Genomic DNA, 18975 nt, shown 5'->3' with positions numbered 1-18975 from the left:
GGAAAAGCGTTGGAACGATTGCCGCAACGCATATGGGCAATTGCGTAGCCGGGTAAAGGGTCAATGCGCGGGGTTCCCGCAATTACGGGAAGCACCTCATTCGGTTGCGATGCGCCAAGGCGGATAGCGCCGGTTCTCGCCGCCGAAATAGAGGCACAGCACATTGCCCGCCGGATCGCTCAGCCGCGCCTCGCGCCAGCCCCAGCTTTCGTCTCGCGGAAACTGGTCGATGGCGAAGCCTTCCGAGGCGAGCGCGGTGACGCGCACGTCGAGATCGGCGCATTCGAGATAGACCATGGCCCCGCCCGCAGGTTCGCCGACATGGATCGAGAGCGTTGCGCCATTGTCCGCCTGAAACCTGGCATAGCCATTGTCCGGGCTGTCGACGATCTGGGTGAGGCCCAGCGCGCGGTAGAAGGCCACCGACGTGGCATAATCGGCCGCGCCCAGCGTCACCTGGTTGAGATGCCAGCCGGGGGCGAGCGCATCGTTGCGCACCGCCAAATGCCCCATCGGACCGTTCGCCTCGACCAGTCCTGGCGCATCGCGCAGCGCCAGCCGCACGAACAGGCGCGCGCGCTCGATCGCGGCTTCCATCGGGGCACCCTGCCCCAGCAGCGTCGCGATAGCGCTGGAGAGCGTGCAACCGGTGCCGTGGCTGTGCGGACTGTCGATGCGCGGATCGCTCCAGCGCGCCACCTCGCCCTCGCGGGTTACCAGCCGGTCGGTGACGGTCTCGCCCCCCGCATGCCCGCCCTTGATCAGCAGCGCGGGCGCCCGGTCGAGCACCGCCGCCTCGCCGCCCAAAGCCGCGAGTTCGGGCAAGTTGGGCGTGACGAGCGTGGCGCAGGCGATCAGCCGCCTGAACGCCGCAATCGTGGCGGGATCGGCGAGCACCGCCCCGCTGGAAGCAATCATCACCGGATCGAAGATGACAGGAATGCCGGGGTGCGCGACAAGCCAATCCGCCAGCGCCTCGGCGATCGCAGGCGAGCCCAGCATGCCGATCTTGATCGCATCGAGCCCGAAATCGCGCGCCACCGCGTCGATCTGGGCGATGACCATGTCGGCGTCCAGCACCTGCACCGTATCGACCCCGCGCGAATTCTGCGCGGTGATCGCGGTGATCGCGGTCATCGCATGACCGCCCAGCATGGTGATGGTCTTGATATCGGCCTGAATGCCCGCGCCGCCGCCGGAATCGGAGCCTGCGATGGTCAGGACGCGCGCGGGCCGTTCACCCATGCTGCGTAAACTTGCGCTCGGTCGAGCCGGGGAATTTCTCGAGCAGCTTCTTGGGGCGAACCGGGCGGTCGACCAGCTCGCCGCCGCAATTGGGGCAGCGGTCGTCGAGCTCCTCGGCGCATTCCGCGCAGAAGGTGCATTCGAACGAGCAGATGAACGCGCCAGGGTCCTGCGCTGGCGTATCCGCACCGCAGCGTTCGCAATCGGGGCGCATTTCCAGCATCAGAGCGCCACCTCCGCCACGACCGCGCAGATGCGGTCGACCACCGCTTCGACCTGCGCGGCATCGTCGCCTTCGGCCATCACGCGGATGACGGGCTCGGTGCCCGACGGCCGGATGACCAGCCGCCCCTTGCCCCGCAGTTCCTCATCGGCATCGGCGATGACCTTCTGCACCTTGGGGTTTTCCAGCGGCTTGCCGCCCGAGAAGCGCACATTCTTGAGCAGCTGCGGCACCGGATCGAACAGATGGAGCAGCTCGCTTGCCGGTTTGCCCTCGCGCACCAGCTCGGCCAGCACCTGCAGCGCTGCGACCGTGCCGTCGCCGGTGGTGGCATGGTCGGTCAGGATCATATGCCCCGATTGTTCGCCGCCGACATTGTAACCGCCCGCGCGCATCGCGCCGAGCACATAACGGTCGCCCACCTTGGTGCGGACAAGCTCGAGCCCCTGGCCCTTGAGATAGCGTTCCAGCCCCAAGTTCGACATCACCGTCGCGACCACGCCGCCGCCGCGCAGCCGCCCCTGGCGCGCCCAGCTTCCGCCGATCAGCGCCATGATCTGGTCGCCATCGACGATGGTGCCCTTCTCGTCGACCACGATCAGCCGGTCGGCATCGCCATCGAGCGCGATGCCGATATCCGCGCCCGAGGCAACGACCCGCTCCTGCATCGCCTCGACATGGGTCGAACCGACCCGGTCGTTGATGTTGAGCCCGTTGGGATTGACGCCGATCGCGATCACCTCCGCGCCCAGCTCCCAGAAGGCGGAAGGCGCGACCTGATAGGCGGCGCCGTGCGCGCAATCGACGACGATCTTGAGGCCGTCCAGGCGCACCTGATCGGGCAGCGAGGCCTTGACCGCGTGGATGTAGCGACCGCGCGCGTCCTCGATCCGGCGGGCGCGGCCAATGGCTTCAGACGCGGCGAGCTGCGGATTGCCCGCTTCGAGCATCGCCTCGATCTGCATCTCGTCCTCGTCGGAGAGCTTGAAGCCATCGGGACCGAACAGCTTGATGCCGTTATCCTGGAACGGGTTGTGGCTGGCCGAGATCATCACGCCCAGGTCCGCGCGCATCGAGCGGGTCAGCAGGGCGACCGCCGGTGTCGGCATTGGCCCCACCAGCACCACGTCCATGCCGACGCTGGTGAAGCCCGCGACCAGCGCATTCTCCATCATGTAACCCGAAAGCCGGGTATCCTTGCCGATGACGACGCGGTGCTTGTGGCTGCCGCGCAGGAAATGCGCGCCCGCGGCCTGGCCTACCGCCATGGCCATCGCTGCGGTCATGAAACCCTGATTGGTGCGTCCCCTGATACCGTCGGTGCCGAAAAACTTGCGTGTCACGCGTGAACCCCTGCCTGGTTTTTTCGCGGCTTAGCGGATTGGGCCGGGACTTGCCAACTCTGTCGCCAGCGGTCATGTCAAATCCCGTCATGCTGGACCCGTTCCAGCATCCACCGCGCCCCCGCAGCCAAAGCCGCGAGAGGCGAAATGGACCCTGGATCAACTTCAGGGTGACGGATCGCGCAATCCGTGTTCATAAGAAATCAGGATCGCGAACCAAACAGAATCATGAAGATACAAGGGCCCTGACTGAATGTTGAAAACCCTTCTGGTCCTGGGTGCTCTGGCCGTCGGCATTGCGCTGGGGATGGCGATCGGCGGCAATGCGCCGGGGCTGGTCGATGGCGCGGACGTGGTCGGGTCGCTCTGGCTGCGCGGGCTGCAGATGACCGTCGTGCCGCTGGTGGTCACGCTGCTGGTCACCGGCATCCTTCGCACCGCGCAAATGGCAAGCGCCGGACGGCTCACGGTGCGCGCGATCGCGACGATGATCGTGCTGCTCTGGGCGTCGGCCGCAATGGCGGCGGTCGTTACCCCCGCGCTGCTGGCCGCCTTTCCGCTGCCCGAGGCCGCGCGCGCCGCGCTGAGAGGGGCGCTCGCTACCGCCCAGCCGACCGGCGAGGTGCCCCCCTTTACCGAATTCCTGCGCGCGCTGGTGCCTACCAATCCGGTCGCCGCTGCTGCCAATGACGCCATCCTGCCGCTCATCATCTTCACTCTCGCCTTCGCCTTTGCGCTGACCCGGCTCTCACCGGAGCAGCGTGCGCCGGTGCAGGGCCTGTTCGCGGCGATTGCCGATGCGATGATCATCCTGATCGGCTGGGTGCTCGCGCTCGCGCCGATCGGCGTGTTCGCGCTCGGGCTGGTGGTCGGCTCGCGCGCGGGTGTCGCCGCGTTCGGCGCGCTCGGCCATTATGTGCTGACGGTCACCAGCGTCGGCGGTGTCGTGTGGATATCGGGCTTCGCGCTCGCCTGGATCGGTGGCCGGGTCAATCCCCTCGCCTTCCTGCGGGCATCGATCCCGGCCCAGGCGGTGGCGATCTCGACGCAATCCTCGCTCGCCTCGTTGCCGGCGATGCTCACCGGGGTGCGCGCGCTCGGCGTCGGCGAGCGCATTGCCGATGTCGTTCTGCCGATCGCGGTCGCATTGTTCCGCGCGACGGGTCCGTGCATGAACCTGGCCGTCGCCATCTATGTCGCGCATCTGATGGGCGTGGAGCTCGGTCCGGTGGCCCTGGCCGCCGGCGTCGCCGCCGCCGCGATCACCACCATGGGCGCGGTGTCGCTGCCCGGATCGATCAGCTTCATCAGTTCGATCGCACCGATCTGCATTGCCATGGGCGTGCCGGTCGAACCGCTGGCACTTTTGTTGGCGATCGAAGTCTTCCCCGATATCATGCGCACCTTGAGTAATGTAACCATGGACATGGCGGTGACGACGACTATTGCCCGCGCCGAAGGAGACAAAAAATGATCTATCGCAAACTGGGCGGGCTGCAGGTTTCGGCGCTGGGCCTGGGCTGCATGCCGATGGCGGGCATCGGAGCGGCGATGTACGGCAAGGCCGATCATCGCGAGTCCATCGCCACGCTCGAACGCGCGATCGAACTGGGCGTCACGTTCTTCGACACCGCCGAAGTCTATGGCCCCTATGTCAACGAAGAGTTGCTGGGACAAGCCATCAAGGGCCGCCGCGACCGGCTGGTGATTGCCACCAAGTTCGGCTTCCGGATCGAGGACGGCGGCTATCGCGGCGTCGATTCGAGCCCCGAGAATGTGCGTCGCGCTTGCGAGGGTTCGTTGAAGCGCCTCGGCATCGACACGATCGACCTTTACTACCAGCACCGCGTCGATCCCAATGTGCCGATCGAGGAGACGATCGGGGCGATGTCGCGGCTCGTCGAAGAAGGCAAGGTGCGCTATCTCGGCCTGTCAGAGGCAGGCGCCGACACCATCCGCCGCGCCGACGCCACGCACCCGATCACCGCGCTGCAAAGCGAATATTCGCTCTGGGAGCGCGGGGTGGAAGAGGAGATCCTGCCCTTGTGCCAGGATCTCGGCATCGGCTTCGTCCCCTACAGCCCGCTGGGCCGCGGCTTCCTGACCGGCCTGATCAGCCAACGTTCGGATCTGCCCGAAGGCGACTATCGCCTCAACGATCCGCGCTATTCGGAAGAGAATTTCGCGATCAACATGGGCGTGGTCGATGTGGTCGAGCAGATCGCCGTCGCGCACCGCGTCTCGCCTGCGCAGATCGCGCTCGCCTGGCTGCTCGCCCAGGGCGAGGATATCGTGCCGATCCCGGGGTCGAAGCGCCGTGCCACGCTCGAGGATTCGATGGCCGCCGTGAACGTGTCGCTGAGCGCTGCCGATCTCGACGCGCTCGATGCCGCCGCGCCGCCCGGATCGACCGCCGGAGCGCGCTATGGCGAAATGGGCATGAAGATGGTCCGGCTCTGAACCCATTCGCGCGCGACATCGGTCGATGAACACACCGGACAGTCCGCCGCCAGATTCCGAAACCGGCGATCGTGCACCATCCGGCCCGCCCGGTGAGACCGCCGCCGTCAAGCTGTCTTGGATGCAAGTGGCTCTCATGGCGGCAGGACTGGTCGGGCTGGGCGCGGTAGAGCTCGCGCTTTATCTGCATTTCTCGGACCTGACCGGCTGGCCGGAAGCCTATGGCATCGAATGCCGCCGCAAATGCTGGGGAACCTATCTGTTCCACAGCCCCCGGTTGCTGTTGCATAACGATCTGAACGAGATTGCGCTGTTTGCGGTGCTATGGGCCGTGATCTGGGTGCCAGCCCTGGTGCTGTTTCCCATCAGCAAGCAGCTTCGCGCTCGCAAAAGACAGTAGTAGCACCTTCCGTCGCGTCCGCCGGGCGATTGTCGCGATGTTACAAAACGAATTCCGAAACGCCATCAATCTGTAATTGTTGCGACGCACAAAAGACGCCGCTCGGATGCAGAGGGCGCGCATTCCACTCAATCTGAGGACATGTGCAATGCCCCGTTTCCCCCTTCGCGTCTCGATGCTCTCACTCGCCATCGCCCTGTCGGCCAGCCCTGCGCTCGCCCAGGATCAGGCCGATGCCGAGAGCGGCAGCGACAACACCATCATCGTCACCGCACAGAAGCGCGAGCAGTCGATCCAGGACGTGCCGCTGACCGTCTCGGCGATCAATGGCGAGCAGATGGACAAGATCGGCATTGACGAGTTCGACGAGCTGTCCGCCTATATTCCCGGGCTCAACATTCAGGAGCAGAGCGCGAACAATCCCGGCTTCGTCATCCGCGGCATCACTTCGGATTCGGGCAGCGCGCAGATCGCGCCGCGCGTCACCATCTACCTCAACGGCATCGACGTCTCGCGCTCGCGCGGATCGTATTTCGACCTGTTCGACATCGACCGGGTGGAGGTGGTCAAGGGCCCGCAGGCAACGCTGTTCGGCACCGCCGCGACCATCGGCGCGATCTCGGTCATTACTGCCAAGCCCGAGCCGGGTTTCTCCGCCGACCTGCGCGGCAGCTACGGCAATTTCAACCTTTATGAGGGCCGCGCGATGATCAATGTCGGCAACGACAAGATCGCCGGGCGCATCGCTGCGTCCTACAAGAAGCGCGACGGCTATGTCCGCAACATCGCAGGCGAGCCCGGCACGACTTCGGCGCGCACCACCGGCAACGCTCAGGCGGATCTCAACGGCATCGACCAGTTCGCCATTCGCGGATCGCTGCGCATCTGGCCGACCGCCGAGAGCACGATGGATTTCGTGTTCAACTACGAGCAGCAGCGCAACCCCGGCACCGCGTTCAAGTCCGGTTCGATCGCGCCCACCGGCGGCACCACCAGCCCGTACACGTTCGCCGAACTGGGCGGCGCGCCGGCCGATCTCAGCCGCGCGATCCTGGGCCTGCCCAAGCTCGGACTCAACCGCGAGGTCTATGATGCCAGCGTCACCTTCCAGACGCCCATGGGCGATGGCTGGTCGCTGACCTCGATCACCGGCTATCGCAAGTTCGACAGCCTCGAGACCTTCGACGCCGACGGCACCGCATTGTTCTTCCTCGAATTTGCCGAGGACGCACAGGGCGAGCAGATGAGCCACGAGACCCGCTTCGCCTATGACAGCGACCGGCTGCGCGGCTTTTTCGGCTTCAACGTGTTTCATGAAGAGGGCACGCAGGCCGTGCCGTTCCTGACCGATGAGGGCACCTATATCAGCTGCGCGCCCTTCCCTGCCTTTGCGCCGGTGCGCAACAATGTCGCCGCAGTGCTCGGCGTACCCGGCGCCTCGACCTGCGCCGCGCTCAACAGCCCGAATCCGGCGCGCAATGCCACCGCGATCCTGACGCGCGGCGCGGCGACCGTACTGCCTTATAGCAGCACCTTCACCAATGGCGGCAAGAACACGGTCTATTCGGCCTTTGCCGATCTGACCTTCGACATTTCCGACCGGTTCGAGCTGTCGGCGGGCGTGCGCTATCTCTACGAGGAGCGCGCCTCGACCTATACGGCCGTGCAGCCCGGCAGCCAGATCTTCGCCTCCTTGGGCGTGCGCGGCGTCTCGCTGCTCGGCGCGGTCGATACCGCAGGCCAGGTGTTCCGCGTCCGCGACAATTTCGATGCCTGGCTGCCGCGCTTCAACGCATTGTACCGCGTCACCGACGATGTGAACGTCTATGCCACCATCTCCAAGGGCCGCCGCTCGCCGGTGCTGAACCTCAGCGCCAGCGCGACGGCGGCTGGGCCGGTGCCCAATTTCACGCTCGTGGCAGAAGAAAAGATCTGGAACTACGAGGGCGGCGTCAAGGCGACGTTCGGCGGATTCTCGGGCTCGATCGGCGCCTTCTACCAGGATTATTCGAACTTCCAGACCAGCTTCTTCAACCAGCAGGGCCAGACCGTGCCGGTCAACGCAGGCAATGCCGGCAATTTCGGCGTGGAAGTCGAAGGCGCGCTGCGGATCGGCAACAACGTCCGCCTGTTCGCCAACTATGCCTATATCGATGCCAAGATCGAATCGCCCAATCCGGCATTCCAGGACAACCGTTTCCGCCTGCAGTCCAAGCACAAGGCGGCGGCAGGCATCGACGTGACGCTGCCGGTGGGCGACACTGCCGAGCTGTTCTTCTTCCCGACGGTCACCTATTCGAGCAAGCAGTTCTTCGAAATCCCGAACAGCGAGCGCTTGAGCGAAAACGGCTATGTGCTGATCAATGCCCGCGCTGGCATTCGCTTCGACGAAGGTCGCTATGAAATCACCGCCTTTGCCCGCAACCTCACCGACGAGGACTATCTGATCGACGCAGGCAATACCGGCGGCGCATTCGGCACCGCAACCTTCATCGCGGGCGAGCCGCGTCTCTATGGCGTCCAGGTCGCGGCGAAGTTCTGATTGCTGCGTGTTGACGTGAAAAGCCCTCCCCTTCGATGGGGGAGGGTTGGGTGGGGGTGATCTTTCGGGATCGTGATTCGGTTGGAATGATCTGCTGCTGGCTTCCGACCGACACCCTCACCCCACCGCTGCGACATAGGCAGCAAGCTGCCAAGTCTTCGCTGCCTCCCCCATCGAGGGGGAGGAAAGGATTTTAAGGCGTGAGGGCTGTGATGCCCCCCATATAGGGCACCAGCACTTCCGGCACGCGGACCGAGCCATCGGCCTGCTGGTAATTCTCCACGATCGCGACCAAGGTCCGCCCGATCGCCAGCGCCGAGCCGTTGAGCGTGTGGACGAACTCGGTGCCCTTCTCGCCCTCGGGGCGGTAGCGGGTGTTCATCCGCCGCGCCTGATAGTCGCCGCAGTTCGAGATGCTGGCGATCTCGCGATAGGCATTCTGTCCGGGCAGCCAGACCTCGAGGTCATAGGTCTTGCGGCTCGCCTGGCCCATATCGCCCGCGCACAGCAGCATCTTGCGATAGGGCAACCCCAGCGCCTGCAGGATCGCCTCGGATGCGGCGCACATGCGCTCGTGCTCGGCCTCGGATTGGTCGGGCGCGGCGATGGTGACCAGCTCCACCTTCTCGAACTGGTGCTGGCGGATGAGGCCGCGCGTATCGCGCCCGGCAGAGCCCGCTTCCGAACGGAAGCACGGCGTCAGTGCGGTGAGCCGGATCGGAAGCTCGGCGGCGCTGAGGATCTGCTCGCGCACGCTGTTGGTGAGACTGACCTCGGAGGTCGAGATCAGCCAGCGGCCGTCGGTGGTCTGGAACAGGTCCTCGGCGAACTTGGGCAGCTGGCCCACGCCGAACACGGCCTCGTCGCGCACCAGATAGGGTGTCGCGCATTCGGCATAGCCTCGCGCGACCTGGGCATCGAGCATGAACTGGCCGAGCGCCCTGTTCATCCGCGCGATGCCGCCGCGCAGGAAGGTGAAGCGCGCGCCGGAAATCTTGGCCGCCGTCTCAAAATCCATGCCGAGTGCAGGCCCGATATCGGCATGTTCCTTGGGCTCGAAATCGAACTGCGGCTGATCGCCCCAGCGGACGAGTTCGACATTGCCGGTCTCGTCTTCGCCATCGGGCACATCGGCAGCAGGCAGATTGGGAAGCGCGGCGAGCCGCTCGGCCAGCGCGGCATCGCCTGCGCGCGCCTGCTCCTCGAGCTCGCTCAGCCGGGTCTTGAGCTCGGCCACCTCCGCCTTGAGCGCCTCGGCCTTTGCCGCATCCTTCTGCGCCATCGCCTGGCCGATCAGCTTCGACGCCTCGTTGCGCCGTGCCTGCGCCGCCTGCGATTCGTTCAGCGCCTCGCGCCGCTTGGCGTCGAGCGCGATGATTTCGGCTGCGACCGGCGGCTGCCCCTTGCGGACCAGCGCTGCGTCAAAGGCTTCGGGGTTTTCGCGGATGAATTTGATGTCGTGCATGGGCTGAGCCTATGCCCTGCCCGCCCGCCCCGATGCAATCCGCAATCGTGCGCCTGTCCATGCAAAAAGGGCGACCCCAAGGGATCGCCCTTTCCGCTAACGGTCGATGGCGGGCAGCGGTGACGGTCGCTGCCGGGCCGATCAGGCCGCGTTGCGCTTTGCGTCTTCCTTGCGCTTGGCGAAGCGGCGACGCGCTGCCAGTGCAACCGCACCTGCACCGAAGAGCAGGATGGCCGGCGGCGCAGGCACGTCGGTGCCGCCATCGGGCGGCGGCGGACCACCGCTCGAACCCGAAGAGGTGCTCGACGAGGAGGAAGACGAAGACGACGAACTGGAGCTCGACGAACCCGAGGAGCCGGTGCTGGTGCTCGACCCGGTGCTGGTGCCGCCAAAGCTCGACGAGGTGCTGCTCGAGGTAGCACCCGAAGAGGTGCTGGACGAGGTGGAACTGGACGAGCTGGAGCTGCTCGACGACGAGGACGAACCGCTCGAACCGCTCGAACCCGAGGACCCGGTCGATCCGCTCGACCCAGTAGAGCCTGACGATCCGGTCGAACCCGTGGACCCTGTCGAACCGCTCGAACCCGAAGAACCGCTGCTGGTCGACGAGCTGGAAGAGCTGCTCGACGACGACGAGGACGAGCCGCTGGAGCCCGAGGAACCGCTCGAGCCCGACGAGCCCGAGGAACCGCTAGAACCCGACGAGCCCGACGAACCGCTGGAACCGCCAGGCTTGCCCGGGTGACCGGGCTTGCCGGGATAGCCGGGCTTGTCGCCGCCTGACGAGGACGAACTCGAAGAGGAGGAACTGGACGAGGACGAGCTCGACGAGGAAGAGGACGACGAGGAGCTGGACGAGCTGACATTGCCCGAAGACGAGGAAACATTGCCCGAGGACGTGCTGACGCCGCCCGTCGAGGTCGAAACGCCACCCGTGGAGGTCGAAACGCCGCCGGTCGACGTGCTCACGCCGCCGGTCGAGGTCGAGATACCACCCGTCGAGATGTTGCCCGACGAGGTGCTGGTCGAGCCGCCCGTGCTGGTGAAACCACCGGTCGAGGTGCTGGTCGATCCGCCGGTGCTGGTAAAGCCGCCGGTCGAGGTGCTGGTCGATCCGGTCGACGAGATCACGACGCTGCCGCCGCCACCGCCGCCGCCACCAAAGAAGCCGCCGAAGAAACCGCCGCCAAAGCCACCGCCGAAACCGCCAAGGCCGCCACCGACGACCACGGGGAAGCCGCCACCGCCGCCCGAGAAGCCACCCGAATCCTGCTGCGGATACGCGGGCAGAGGCAGCGGGATCGGCGCCTGCTGCGTCGTCACGGTCACGACCTGGGGCGTGGCCTGAACCGGCGTGCGGGCAACCATCCGGCGCGCGCGCTTGACCTTGCGGACCGGTGCCTTGGCCATCTGACGACCGCGAATCGGCTTGGTCGTCTTCGTCTGGCGATATTGCTTGACCTGGGCAGGCGGGGTGTCGGCGACATGGACAGCGCCACCACCGATGATCGCTCCGCCGCAAGTGCAGGCACACAGTTTTGCCAGGGCCATCCGTACAGACATTGTGTTTTCTCTCTCAGACCTGGGGCCATTCCGGGGCCCGTGGAGCAAGCACCAGGAGCCGGGGTCGGCGTAACGATATGCAACGCAAGCCAGAACAAAGCATTAATCTCAATGGTGTTAACCTTGATTTGACCAGCCGCGCGACAAAAATTTGCGCAATTGCCGGGCTTCGGGCACCTGCTGTCCCGATTTGAAACCGAAAAACGGCGCAAAATTAACCGATGCTATCGACCACGGCGGCTGGCAGGGCCGGATTTGGCATTGACGGTACGGCCTGCACACATGTGTCCGAAAAAGCGTCGATTAGTCCCTGATTCTAAGGTTTTTGCCGCTTGTATGCCCCCAAGCCGGTGGCTATAGGCCGCTGCAACCAAAGGCCGACGGGACGTGCCTGATCTGGGCGCGGAGCGGCGGTGCTGCAAACACCACCGGGAGCATTCAATGGCGTCCATCTCCACGGCTATCGATGACATCGATGTGCTGGCTAAGGCGCGCAGGAACATCGCGGGCGATTATTTTCCATCGCCCGACGAGGACTATATGTCCCCGCGCCAGCTGGAATATTTCCGTACGCTTTTGCAGGAATGGAAGCGCTCCATCCTGGCCGCGTCCAAGGACACGCTGCAGCAGCTGCAGGACGGCCCGATGCGCGAGCCCGACCTTAACGATCGCGCGTCGAGCGAGACCGATTGGGGCATCGAACTGCGCACCCGCGACCGGCAGCGCAAGCTCATCGCCAAGATCGATTCCGCGCTGCGCCGGATCGACGAGGGCGAATATGGCTATTGCGAGGTCACAGGCGAGCCGATCGGCCTGGGCCGGCTGGTCGCCCGCCCCATCGCGACGATGACGGTCGAGGCGCAGGAAGCGCATGAACGCCGTGAGAAAATCTCTCGCGACGACTGACGTCGGTCCCGCCCCGGCAGCCACCGGTTAACCAATTGGCGACACTCTTGGCGCTATAAGAGAGGCGTGCATCGCTTCCCTCCATATTGGGGGGAACTGCCTCTCTTGTCCCGCTGGAAGCCAGACCGATGAATATGCCTGTCAGCCCGAAATCTCTCGATGTTCAGGAGAGCCGTGCGAGAGACAGCCTGTTCCTGCTCGCCGAACTCACGCTGGAAGACAGCGGCGAGCGGCACAAGGTCAAGGTCCGCAATCTCTCCAGCGGCGGCATGATGGTCGAATCGGAGCTCGAGGTGGCCCAGGGCCAACGCATCGTCGTCGAACTGCGCAATATCGGCCATGTTCGCGGGCAGATTGCCTGGGTGCGCAGCGAGAAATTCGGCGTCGCCTTCGATCGGCAGATCAATCCCAAGCTCGCCCGCAAGCCGGTGGGTACCACGCAGGAAACGCCGCGCTTCCTGCGGGTGCTTGATGCCTATAGCCCGTCCTATCCGCGTCAGCGCTGACGCCCGGGCACCCTCTCCTTACCCATCATTTGCCGCGCTCGGCAGTTCGCCGTTCTGCGCGCCGATGCTCTGCGGGGCCAGCCGCTGATTGGCCGGGCTGCCGGTGAACGCGATTGGATGGCGCAGCGTGCGATAGGGTCCGATATGCGGCGCTGCCATGTCCATGAAGAAGCCGGTGGCCTTGAGATGCGGATCGTCGGGCACCTTCTCGATCGGATTGAACCGCATTGCCGGAATGTCTTCCTTGTCGAGCAGTTCGACCCATTCGTCGGTGGTCTTGGTCGCCGCGACCTCCTCGATGATCGCATAGAGGTCGCCTGTGTGCTTGGTGCGCTCCTCATAGGTTGAAAAGCGCGGATCCTCGAACACGCCCGGCCGTCCCCCGATCTCGAAGAATCGGGCCCATTGCCGGTCGACATAGGGAACGATGGCGATAAAGCCGTCCTTGGTCGGATAGGGCCTGCGCCGCGGGTTGATCGACCGGGTATAGCCGAACTTGCCATCGCCGGGGAAAGTCTGGCCGTACAGGTTCTCCACCATGTTGAAGAAAGTGAAGCATTCGAACATCGGCACCGATACGAACTGCCCCTCGCCCGTACGCTGACGGTGCACCACAGCAGCGAGAGTCGCGATCGTGGCGAACAGCCCCACCGTCTTGTCCGCGACCAGCGACGGGGTGTAGCTCGGCGGACCATCCGATCGCTTGGCATAGAGATCGGCCCAGCCCGATGCCGCCTGGACCAGATCGTCATAGGCCTGGCGCTTGCCATAGGGGCCATCGGCGCCATAGCCGCAGCAATGGATGTAGATGATATTCGGGTTGATCGCCTTGACCGATTCATAATCGAGCCCAAGCCGCGCCATGCCCGCCATGCGGACATTGTGGAAGAACACGTCCGCCTCGCGCAGCAGCGTTTCGAGCTGTGCCTTGCCCAGCTCTTCGCGCCCGTCGATCGTCACCGACTTCTTGTTGCGGTTGAGCGCCATGAAGATCGGCCCCAGATCACCGGTCGGCGAGGATCCGGCATAACGCATCATGTCGCCGGCATGGGTGCCGCCCTTGTTTTCCACCTTGATGACGTCCGCGCCCATATCGGCCAGCATCATCGTTGCCAGCGGCCCCATGACAACGCTCGACATGTCCAGAACGCGCACCCCGGCCAGCGGCCCGGTCGCCGCAGTTTCGCCTATCGTCCAGATTGCTTCAGCCACTTGGGCATTCCTCCTTGCTGATTACTGTCATATCGACTGTCACTTTAGGGGCACATCGGTCGTAAAATCGTTCAAAATCGGGACCGAATCCCAGGAAATGCGCCATTTCGGTCCGACTTGCCCGTTGCGAATAACACCATTGTGGAGCTAATGTCCGCGGCGCCGGAAGGGGTGTTTCGGTTTCGTACGACGAGTCGCATCCGTTCCCGTTGGGGGCTTTATGATATTGGGACTGTTTGAAAGCGCTGAACAGCGCAGCAAGGACGCGCGCGACCTGGACAATATGTTCAAGCGCTATGGCGATGATATCCTGAACGTGCTGCAGGCACGAGCCGACGATACCAAGCTGCGCGACCGTGACCGCAAGCACTGGGCGCGCCTGCTGCGCAAGGCCAAGTCGCGTTTCGGCTGAGGCGGGCAGGCCAGGGCTCATCGCATCACCGCCTTTGGTCGAAGCGACGACCCACCATCGCGCTGGCGATATTGACCTTCTGGATATCGATAGCACCACCGGCAATGCCCCAGCCCCAGGCGTCGCGCATGCGGCGTTCCATGGGATATTGGGTGGAATAGCCATAGCCGCCCATCAGCTGGACGGCATTGCCGGTTACCGAGCGCGCGATCTGGTTGGCGAAACACTTGGCCGACGAGCTGTCGAGGATCGACGGCAGGCCCTGGTCCGAATTGGCCGCCGCGCGCCAGATCAGCAACCTGGCCGCCTCGACCTCGATCTGCATTTCGGCAAGCTTCATCTGCACCGCCTGGAAGTCGACCAGCGGCTTGCCGAACTGCTGCCGCTCCTGGACATAGGCGAGCACGTCTTCCAGCGCACCCGAGGCCTGCCCCAGCGCCATGGTGGCATTGCCGCAGCGCTCGAGGTCGAACGCTTCCATCAGCTTGGCAAATCCGCCAGCAGGCACCACGATATTGCCTTCGGGCACCACGCAATCGTCGAACATCAGATCGGCCGAAGGCACGCCGCGAAAACCCATCAGCGTCTCGGGCTGGCCGAAGCTGAGGCCGGGCGAGCCCTTCTCCACCAGCACCGCGCCGATGCCCTTGGCGCCCGGCGCGTCGGACAGGCGGGTATAGACCAGATAAGCGTCCGAATGCCCGCCGCCCGAGCACCAGCGCTTGGTGCCGTTGATGGTCACCCTGCCATCGGCGATCACGCCGCGCGTCGTGAGGTCGGTAAGCGCGGTGCCAGCCGCCGGTTCGGACATCGACACCGCAACAATCATCTCGCCCGCGCAGACCTTTGGCACGATGCGCTGCTTGAGCGCCTCAGGAGCGAAATGCTGGATCGCCCGCACTGGGCCAACGCACGCCTCGAACACAGGAAAGGCCACGGCGGAGCTGACCTTGGCCAGCTCTTCGAGCACGATCAGCGCGTCGAGATTGGATAGGCCGAGCCCGCCCAGCGCTTCGGGCGTGTTGATGCCGAGCAAGCCCATTTCGGCATAGCGGCGCACCATATCGCGCGGGACCGGGCGGTTGTCGCGTTCCAGCTCTGCGGCCAGGGGCAGCAGCTCGGCCTGCGCAAACCGGCGCACCGTATCGCGCAGCGCCACCTGCTCGTCCGAAAGGCTGAAATCCATCTCCACACCCCGTGTTAATCGTCCGGTTAACAACGGGATGCGGGAGAAACGGGCCCGCGTCAATGCCCAGTTCTGTCAGGCCGTGATGCGGGCCGGATTGCGGTCAGTCGCCGGTCAGGATGCGATCAACAAGCTGCTTCACCGTCGGCACGAAACCGTTGGAATAGAAGGGGTCAGTACCGAAATTATAGGCGGCATGGCCTGCGAACATCAGGTTCTTGTCCGGGTCGTCGCCATGCGCGATATTCTGCAGCGCCTTCTGGATGCAGAAGCTGCGCGGATCGGCGAGATAGCCAGTCGAGTTGTTGTCATGGTCCTTCCACGACGAGAACGCGCAATGCGACAGACAGCCCATGCAATCGGTCTGGTCCTTGCGGATTTCGGCGCGTTCCTCGGGGGTCACGAAGACCAGGGTGTTGTCGGGCGTCTTGAGCGCAGTGGTAAAGCCCTGCGCATCCCAGCGACGCGCGCGATCGAGATCGGCAGGGGCGACCCAGAAATTCTTGCCCTTCACGCCGCAATCAAGCTGCGCGGTATGTTCGCCCGCCATTTCGGTCGAGAAGGGAATCTGTCGCTCTGACCGAGCTTCCAGCAACTGGAGGAACGGGTTGCGCACCGCGCTCGAATAGAAGCCGGTCGGACTGAAGCGCTGGAGCAGCACATCGCCTTCCTGGATCTTGGTCAGCTCGTCCTTCCACTTTTGCGGGATCGGGCTTTCCTGCGTCAGCAGCGGGCGGGTGCCATACTGGAACGCGATCTGGCCGAGCTCGGGATTGTCGATCCAGTGCTCCCAGTCGCGCAGATACCAGACGCCGCCGGCCATGATGATCGGAACATCGTCCGAAATGCCCTCGGCGCGCATCGTATCGCGCAGCGCCTTGACGCGCGGATAGGGATCCTGCGGCTGGCGCGGATCTTCGGCATTGGAAAGGCCGTTATGCCCTCCCGCGAGCCAGGGGTCCTCATAGACCACCGCGGCCATCAGTTCGCTGACCTTGTGATAGGCGCGCTTCCACAGCGCACGAAAGGCGCGAGCAGAGCTGATGATCGGCAGGTAGTTGACGTTGTACTGCGCGGCGATCTCGGACAGCTTGTAGGGCATGCCCGCACCGCAGGTCACGCCCGCGACCATGCCGCGCGTGCGCTCAAGGATGCCGTGCAGGATTTGCTGCGCGCCGCCCATTTCCCAAAGCACGTTGATGTTGATCGCGCCCTGGCCGCCGGCGATCTCGAACGCGCGCTTGACCTGCGCGACACCGCCTTCGATGCCATAACGGATCAGTTCCTGGTGCCGTTCGGCGCGGGTGCGGCCGTGATAGATTTGCGGGATGACATTGCCGTTTTCGTCATAGCTGTCGGCATTGACCGCCGACACCGTACCAATGCCGCCCGCTGCGGCCCAGGCGCCCGAACTGGCGTGATTGGTGGCGGAAACCCCCTTGCCGCCCTCGATCAACGGCCAGACCTCGCGTCCGCCATAGATGATCGGCTTCAAACCCTTGAACACGTATCCGCTCCCACTTTGCCCCATGCCGGTATAGGCATGCTGCGCACAAAAAGACCAATGAAAAACCGATGAATGCCGCTGCCGGTTGCCTCTCAGGACCCGGGCTGATCGCAACCCCTGATCCTGCCCGGCTGCAGTGCCGGGCCAACCGCTTCGAACCGCGCGAAATAACCCGCGATATCGGGCTTTTCGATGAATTCGACCAACTTGTAGCCCACCGCCTCGAACTCGCAGAAAAGGAGCTTGGGCGGAATGCCGTGCCGGTTGGTCGGTCGGTCGACATCGACCACGATCACCTGCCCGCCCTTTTTCAGCGCCGGCCGCAACCGCCAGATGAACGCATAGGGTTCGGTCACCTCATGATACATATGGACCATGAAGATGCGATCGAAGCTGTTCTCGGGAAGGCGCGGATCGTCGATATCGCCGGGCTTGATCGAGACATTGTCGAGCCGCTCGCGCTCGACGCGCATACCCAGCCGCTTGAGCGCGGCATCGTCGATGTCCTGCGCCAGCACGCGGCCCTCTGCTCCCACGCGCTCGGCCAGGCGCACGGTATAATAGCCGTTGCCCGCGCCGATATCGGCCACGGTCATGCCCGGGGCAATCCCCGCGAGGTCCATGACCTTGGTCGCCTCGTTGCGGTCGTCGCGGGCTTCCTCGTTCGAGAATTCGTTGCTGACCACGCCCGCCACCGGGCGATCGGCGCGGGGGAAGGTACGCGCGGTCTCGGGTCGGTCGCTTTCGTCACTGGGGGCCGGCTGGCAGGCGGCGAGCACCGCCGTTGCCAGCAGCAACCACGCAAACCGACCCGGACGGTCAGTCGACATCTTCGACATCGACCTTCTCGCCGGTGACCTTCTGCGACAGCGCAGCGGCCATGAACGGGTCGATCGCACCGTCGAGCACGTCGCCCGGAGAGGTGGAGGTCACGCCGGTGCGCAGGTCCTTGACCAGCTGATAGGGCTGCAGCACGTACGAGCGGATCTGGTGTCCCCAGCCGATCTCGGTCTTGGCGGCATATTCGCCCGAAGCCTCGGCCTCACGCTTCTGCATCTCGGCCTCGTACATCCGCGCCTTCAGCATGTTCATCGCGGTGGCGCGGTTCTTGTGCTGCGAACGGTCGTTCTGGCTGGCGACGATGATGCCCGAGGGAATATGCGTGATGCGCACCGCGGAGTCGGTGGTATTGACGTGCTGGCCGCCCGCACCCGAGGCGCGATAGGTGTCGATCTTGAGGTCGCTTTCCTTGATGTCGATCTCGAAACTGTCATCGATCACCGGATAGACCCAGACGCTCGAGAAGCTGGTATGCCGCCGCGCCGAGCTGTCATAGGGCGAGATGCGCACCAGCCGGTGCACGCCGCTTTCGGTCTTGGCCCAGCCATAGGCGTTCTCGCCCTTGATCAGCAGGGTCGCGGACTTGATGCCCGCCTGTTCGCCCGCGTGATAATCGACCAGCTCGACCTTGTAGCCGCGCCGCTCGGCCCAGCGCGAATACATGCGCTGCAGCATCTCGGCCCAGTCCTGGCTCTCGGTGCCGCCCGCGCCGGCATGAACTTCGAGATAGGTATCGTAGCTGTCCGCCTCGCCCGCGAGCAGTGCCTGCACCTTGTCGCGCTCGGCACGCTCGGACAGCGCCTTCAGCGTCGCCAGCCCTTCGGCCACGGTCTCGTCATCGCCCTCGGCCTCGCCCAGCTCGACAAATTCGATCGCATCGGCCATTTCCTGGCTGATCTCGTTGACCGTGCCGATCGCCTGTTCCAGCCGCCGCCGCTCGCGCATCACCTCTTCGGCCGATTTGGGATCGTTCCACAGCGTCGGGTCCTCGACGCGCGCGTTCAGCTCGTCGAGGCGACGCAGCGCGCGGTCCCAGTCCAGGAACTTGCGGACCAGCGCCAGCGCGGCGTTGATGCTATCGATATGGGCCTGCCCTTCGGCACGCATGGGGGTCACTCCTGATTAAATCGTGCCGCGCTCTAGCCTATCGCCCGGCAATCGCAAA

Annotated in this window: 18 protein-coding genes; 9 read left to right on the top strand and 9 right to left on the bottom strand. The window is 64.6% G+C overall.

Going from position 1 to position 18975, the window contains the following annotated elements:
- Positions 1-96: 96 nt before the first annotated feature.
- From thiD to glmM, 3 genes are read right to left on the bottom strand one after another with little or no spacing between them, the layout of a single operon-like run.
- Entirely contained in the window at positions 97-1245 is a 1149-nt protein-coding gene (gene thiD / locus OPU69_RS08705; RefSeq protein WP_498510407.1) for a bifunctional hydroxymethylpyrimidine kinase/phosphomethylpyrimidine kinase, read from the bottom strand.
- On the bottom strand, positions 1238-1468 hold the full coding sequence (locus tag OPU69_RS08700) for a DUF1272 domain-containing protein (protein ID WP_060977145.1): 231 nt from the start codon (positions 1466-1468) through the stop codon (positions 1238-1240). Before OPU69_RS08700 ends, thiD begins: the two co-directional genes overlap by 8 nt.
- Positions 1468-2811, bottom strand: a complete 1344-nt coding sequence (glmM, locus tag OPU69_RS08695) for a phosphoglucosamine mutase (protein ID WP_060977146.1) — start codon at positions 2809-2811, stop codon at positions 1468-1470. Before glmM ends, OPU69_RS08700 begins: the two co-directional genes overlap by 1 nt.
- A 253-nt stretch (positions 2812-3064) precedes the next feature.
- Between glmM and OPU69_RS08690 the strand changes: the two genes are divergently transcribed.
- The 4 genes from OPU69_RS08690 to OPU69_RS08675 all read left to right on the top strand — a co-directional run bounded on the left by OPU69_RS08690 (position 3065) and on the right by OPU69_RS08675 (position 8213).
- A complete protein-coding gene (locus OPU69_RS08690) occupies positions 3065-4285 on the top strand; it encodes a dicarboxylate/amino acid:cation symporter (RefSeq protein ID WP_498510404.1) in 1221 nt (406 codons plus the stop codon).
- Positions 4282-5271 (top strand): aldo/keto reductase, encoded by a 990-nt coding sequence (locus OPU69_RS08685; protein WP_060977148.1) that lies wholly within the window; start codon positions 4282-4284, stop codon positions 5269-5271. Before OPU69_RS08690 ends, OPU69_RS08685 begins: the two co-directional genes overlap by 4 nt.
- Positions 5272-5296: 25 nt before the next feature.
- Positions 5297-5671, top strand: coding sequence for a hypothetical protein (locus OPU69_RS08680; RefSeq protein WP_498510402.1), 375 nt, complete (start codon positions 5297-5299; stop codon positions 5669-5671).
- 148 nt (positions 5672-5819) lie between these two features.
- Positions 5820-8213, top strand: coding sequence for a TonB-dependent receptor (locus OPU69_RS08675; RefSeq protein WP_498510400.1), 2394 nt, complete (start codon positions 5820-5822; stop codon positions 8211-8213).
- A 193-nt stretch (positions 8214-8406) separates the two neighbouring features.
- Here OPU69_RS08675 and serS read toward each other — a convergent pair whose 3' ends face one another.
- Positions 8407-9678, bottom strand: a complete 1272-nt coding sequence (gene serS / locus OPU69_RS08670; RefSeq protein ID WP_498510398.1) for a serine--tRNA ligase — start codon at positions 9676-9678, stop codon at positions 8407-8409.
- A gap of 229 nt (positions 9679-9907) precedes the next feature.
- On the opposite strand from serS, the gene OPU69_RS08665 reads away from it, so the two are divergent.
- From OPU69_RS08665 to OPU69_RS08650, 4 genes are all read left to right on the top strand, one after another.
- Positions 9908-10423 (top strand): hypothetical protein, encoded by a 516-nt coding sequence (locus OPU69_RS08665; protein WP_060977151.1) that lies wholly within the window; start codon positions 9908-9910, stop codon positions 10421-10423.
- Between the two features lie 24 nt (positions 10424-10447).
- A complete protein-coding gene (locus OPU69_RS08660; protein ID WP_498510396.1) occupies positions 10448-11026 on the top strand; it encodes a hypothetical protein in 579 nt (192 codons plus the stop codon).
- A 656-nt stretch (positions 11027-11682) separates the two neighbouring features.
- Positions 11683-12147: an RNA polymerase-binding protein DksA gene (dksA, locus tag OPU69_RS08655; protein WP_197418005.1), complete on the top strand. Its 465-nt coding sequence runs from the start codon at positions 11683-11685 to the stop codon at positions 12145-12147.
- A gap of 128 nt (positions 12148-12275) precedes the next feature.
- Positions 12276-12653: a PilZ domain-containing protein gene (locus OPU69_RS08650; protein WP_208597801.1), complete on the top strand. Its 378-nt coding sequence runs from the start codon at positions 12276-12278 to the stop codon at positions 12651-12653.
- Positions 12654-12671: 18 nt separating this feature from the next.
- Here OPU69_RS08650 and OPU69_RS08645 read toward each other — a convergent pair whose 3' ends face one another.
- Positions 12672-13865, bottom strand: coding sequence for a CaiB/BaiF CoA transferase family protein (locus OPU69_RS08645; RefSeq protein ID WP_081097079.1), 1194 nt, complete (start codon positions 13863-13865; stop codon positions 12672-12674).
- A 220-nt stretch (positions 13866-14085) separates the two neighbouring features.
- Between OPU69_RS08645 and OPU69_RS08640 the strand changes: the two genes are divergently transcribed.
- Complete coding sequence (locus OPU69_RS08640) at positions 14086-14277, top strand: hypothetical protein (protein ID WP_060977153.1); 192 nt, start codon at positions 14086-14088, stop codon at positions 14275-14277.
- Between the two features lie 25 nt (positions 14278-14302).
- On the opposite strand, the gene OPU69_RS08635 is transcribed toward OPU69_RS08640, so the two are convergent.
- The 4 genes from OPU69_RS08635 to prfB all read right to left on the bottom strand — a co-directional run bounded on the left by OPU69_RS08635 (position 14303) and on the right by prfB (position 18917).
- On the bottom strand, positions 14303-15463 hold the full coding sequence (locus tag OPU69_RS08635; protein ID WP_498510392.1) for an acyl-CoA dehydrogenase family protein: 1161 nt from the start codon (positions 15461-15463) through the stop codon (positions 14303-14305).
- Between the two features lie 103 nt (positions 15464-15566).
- A complete protein-coding gene (locus OPU69_RS08630) occupies positions 15567-16970 on the bottom strand; it encodes an NAD(P)H-dependent flavin oxidoreductase (RefSeq protein WP_060977155.1) in 1404 nt (467 codons plus the stop codon).
- Positions 16971-17062: 92 nt separating this feature from the next.
- On the bottom strand, positions 17063-17800 hold the full coding sequence (locus tag OPU69_RS08625; RefSeq protein WP_060977281.1) for a class I SAM-dependent methyltransferase: 738 nt from the start codon (positions 17798-17800) through the stop codon (positions 17063-17065).
- Positions 17790-18917: a peptide chain release factor 2 gene (gene prfB / locus OPU69_RS08620; protein ID WP_060977156.1), complete on the bottom strand. Its 1128-nt coding sequence runs from the start codon at positions 18915-18917 to the stop codon at positions 17790-17792. The genes OPU69_RS08625 and prfB overlap by 11 nt, the downstream gene beginning before the upstream one ends.
- Positions 18918-18975 lie beyond the last annotated feature (58 nt).

It is taken from the genome of Blastomonas sp. 34TW, from assembly GCF_059803595.1.
Note: the sequence above shows the minus strand (reverse complement) of the source record. Positions and strands in the feature narration are given on the sequence as shown.

Bases quoted from the DNA above. Each gene is read 5' to 3' on its own strand.
- OPU69_RS08680 (WP_498510402.1), top strand. From the start codon at position 5,297: ATGAACACACCGGACAGTCCGCCGCCAGATTCCGAAACCGGCGATCGT.
- OPU69_RS08625 (WP_060977281.1), bottom strand. From the start codon at position 17,800: ATGTCGACTGACCGTCCGGGTCGGTTTGCGTGGTTGCTGCTGGCAACG.
- OPU69_RS08675 (WP_498510400.1), top strand. From the start codon at position 5,820: ATGCCCCGTTTCCCCCTTCGCGTCTCGATGCTCTCACTCGCCATCGCC.
- OPU69_RS08635 (WP_498510392.1), bottom strand. From the start codon at position 15,463: ATGGATTTCAGCCTTTCGGACGAGCAGGTGGCGCTGCGCGATACGGTG.
- prfB (WP_060977156.1), bottom strand. From the start codon at position 18,917: ATGCGTGCCGAAGGGCAGGCCCATATCGATAGCATCAACGCCGCGCTG.
- thiD (WP_498510407.1), bottom strand. From the start codon at position 1,245: ATGGGTGAACGGCCCGCGCGCGTCCTGACCATCGCAGGCTCCGATTCC.
- OPU69_RS08665 (WP_060977151.1), top strand. From the start codon at position 9,908: ATGGCCGGCGGCGCAGGCACGTCGGTGCCGCCATCGGGCGGCGGCGGA.
- OPU69_RS08650 (WP_208597801.1), top strand. From the start codon at position 12,276: ATGAATATGCCTGTCAGCCCGAAATCTCTCGATGTTCAGGAGAGCCGT.
- serS (WP_498510398.1), bottom strand. From the start codon at position 9,678: ATGCACGACATCAAATTCATCCGCGAAAACCCCGAAGCCTTTGACGCA.
- dksA (WP_197418005.1), top strand. From the start codon at position 11,683: ATGGCGTCCATCTCCACGGCTATCGATGACATCGATGTGCTGGCTAAG.
- OPU69_RS08690 (WP_498510404.1), top strand. From the start codon at position 3,065: ATGTTGAAAACCCTTCTGGTCCTGGGTGCTCTGGCCGTCGGCATTGCG.
- OPU69_RS08700 (WP_060977145.1), bottom strand. From the start codon at position 1,468: ATGCTGGAAATGCGCCCCGATTGCGAACGCTGCGGTGCGGATACGCCA.
- OPU69_RS08640 (WP_060977153.1), top strand. From the start codon at position 14,086: ATGATATTGGGACTGTTTGAAAGCGCTGAACAGCGCAGCAAGGACGCG.
- OPU69_RS08685 (WP_060977148.1), top strand. From the start codon at position 4,282: ATGATCTATCGCAAACTGGGCGGGCTGCAGGTTTCGGCGCTGGGCCTG.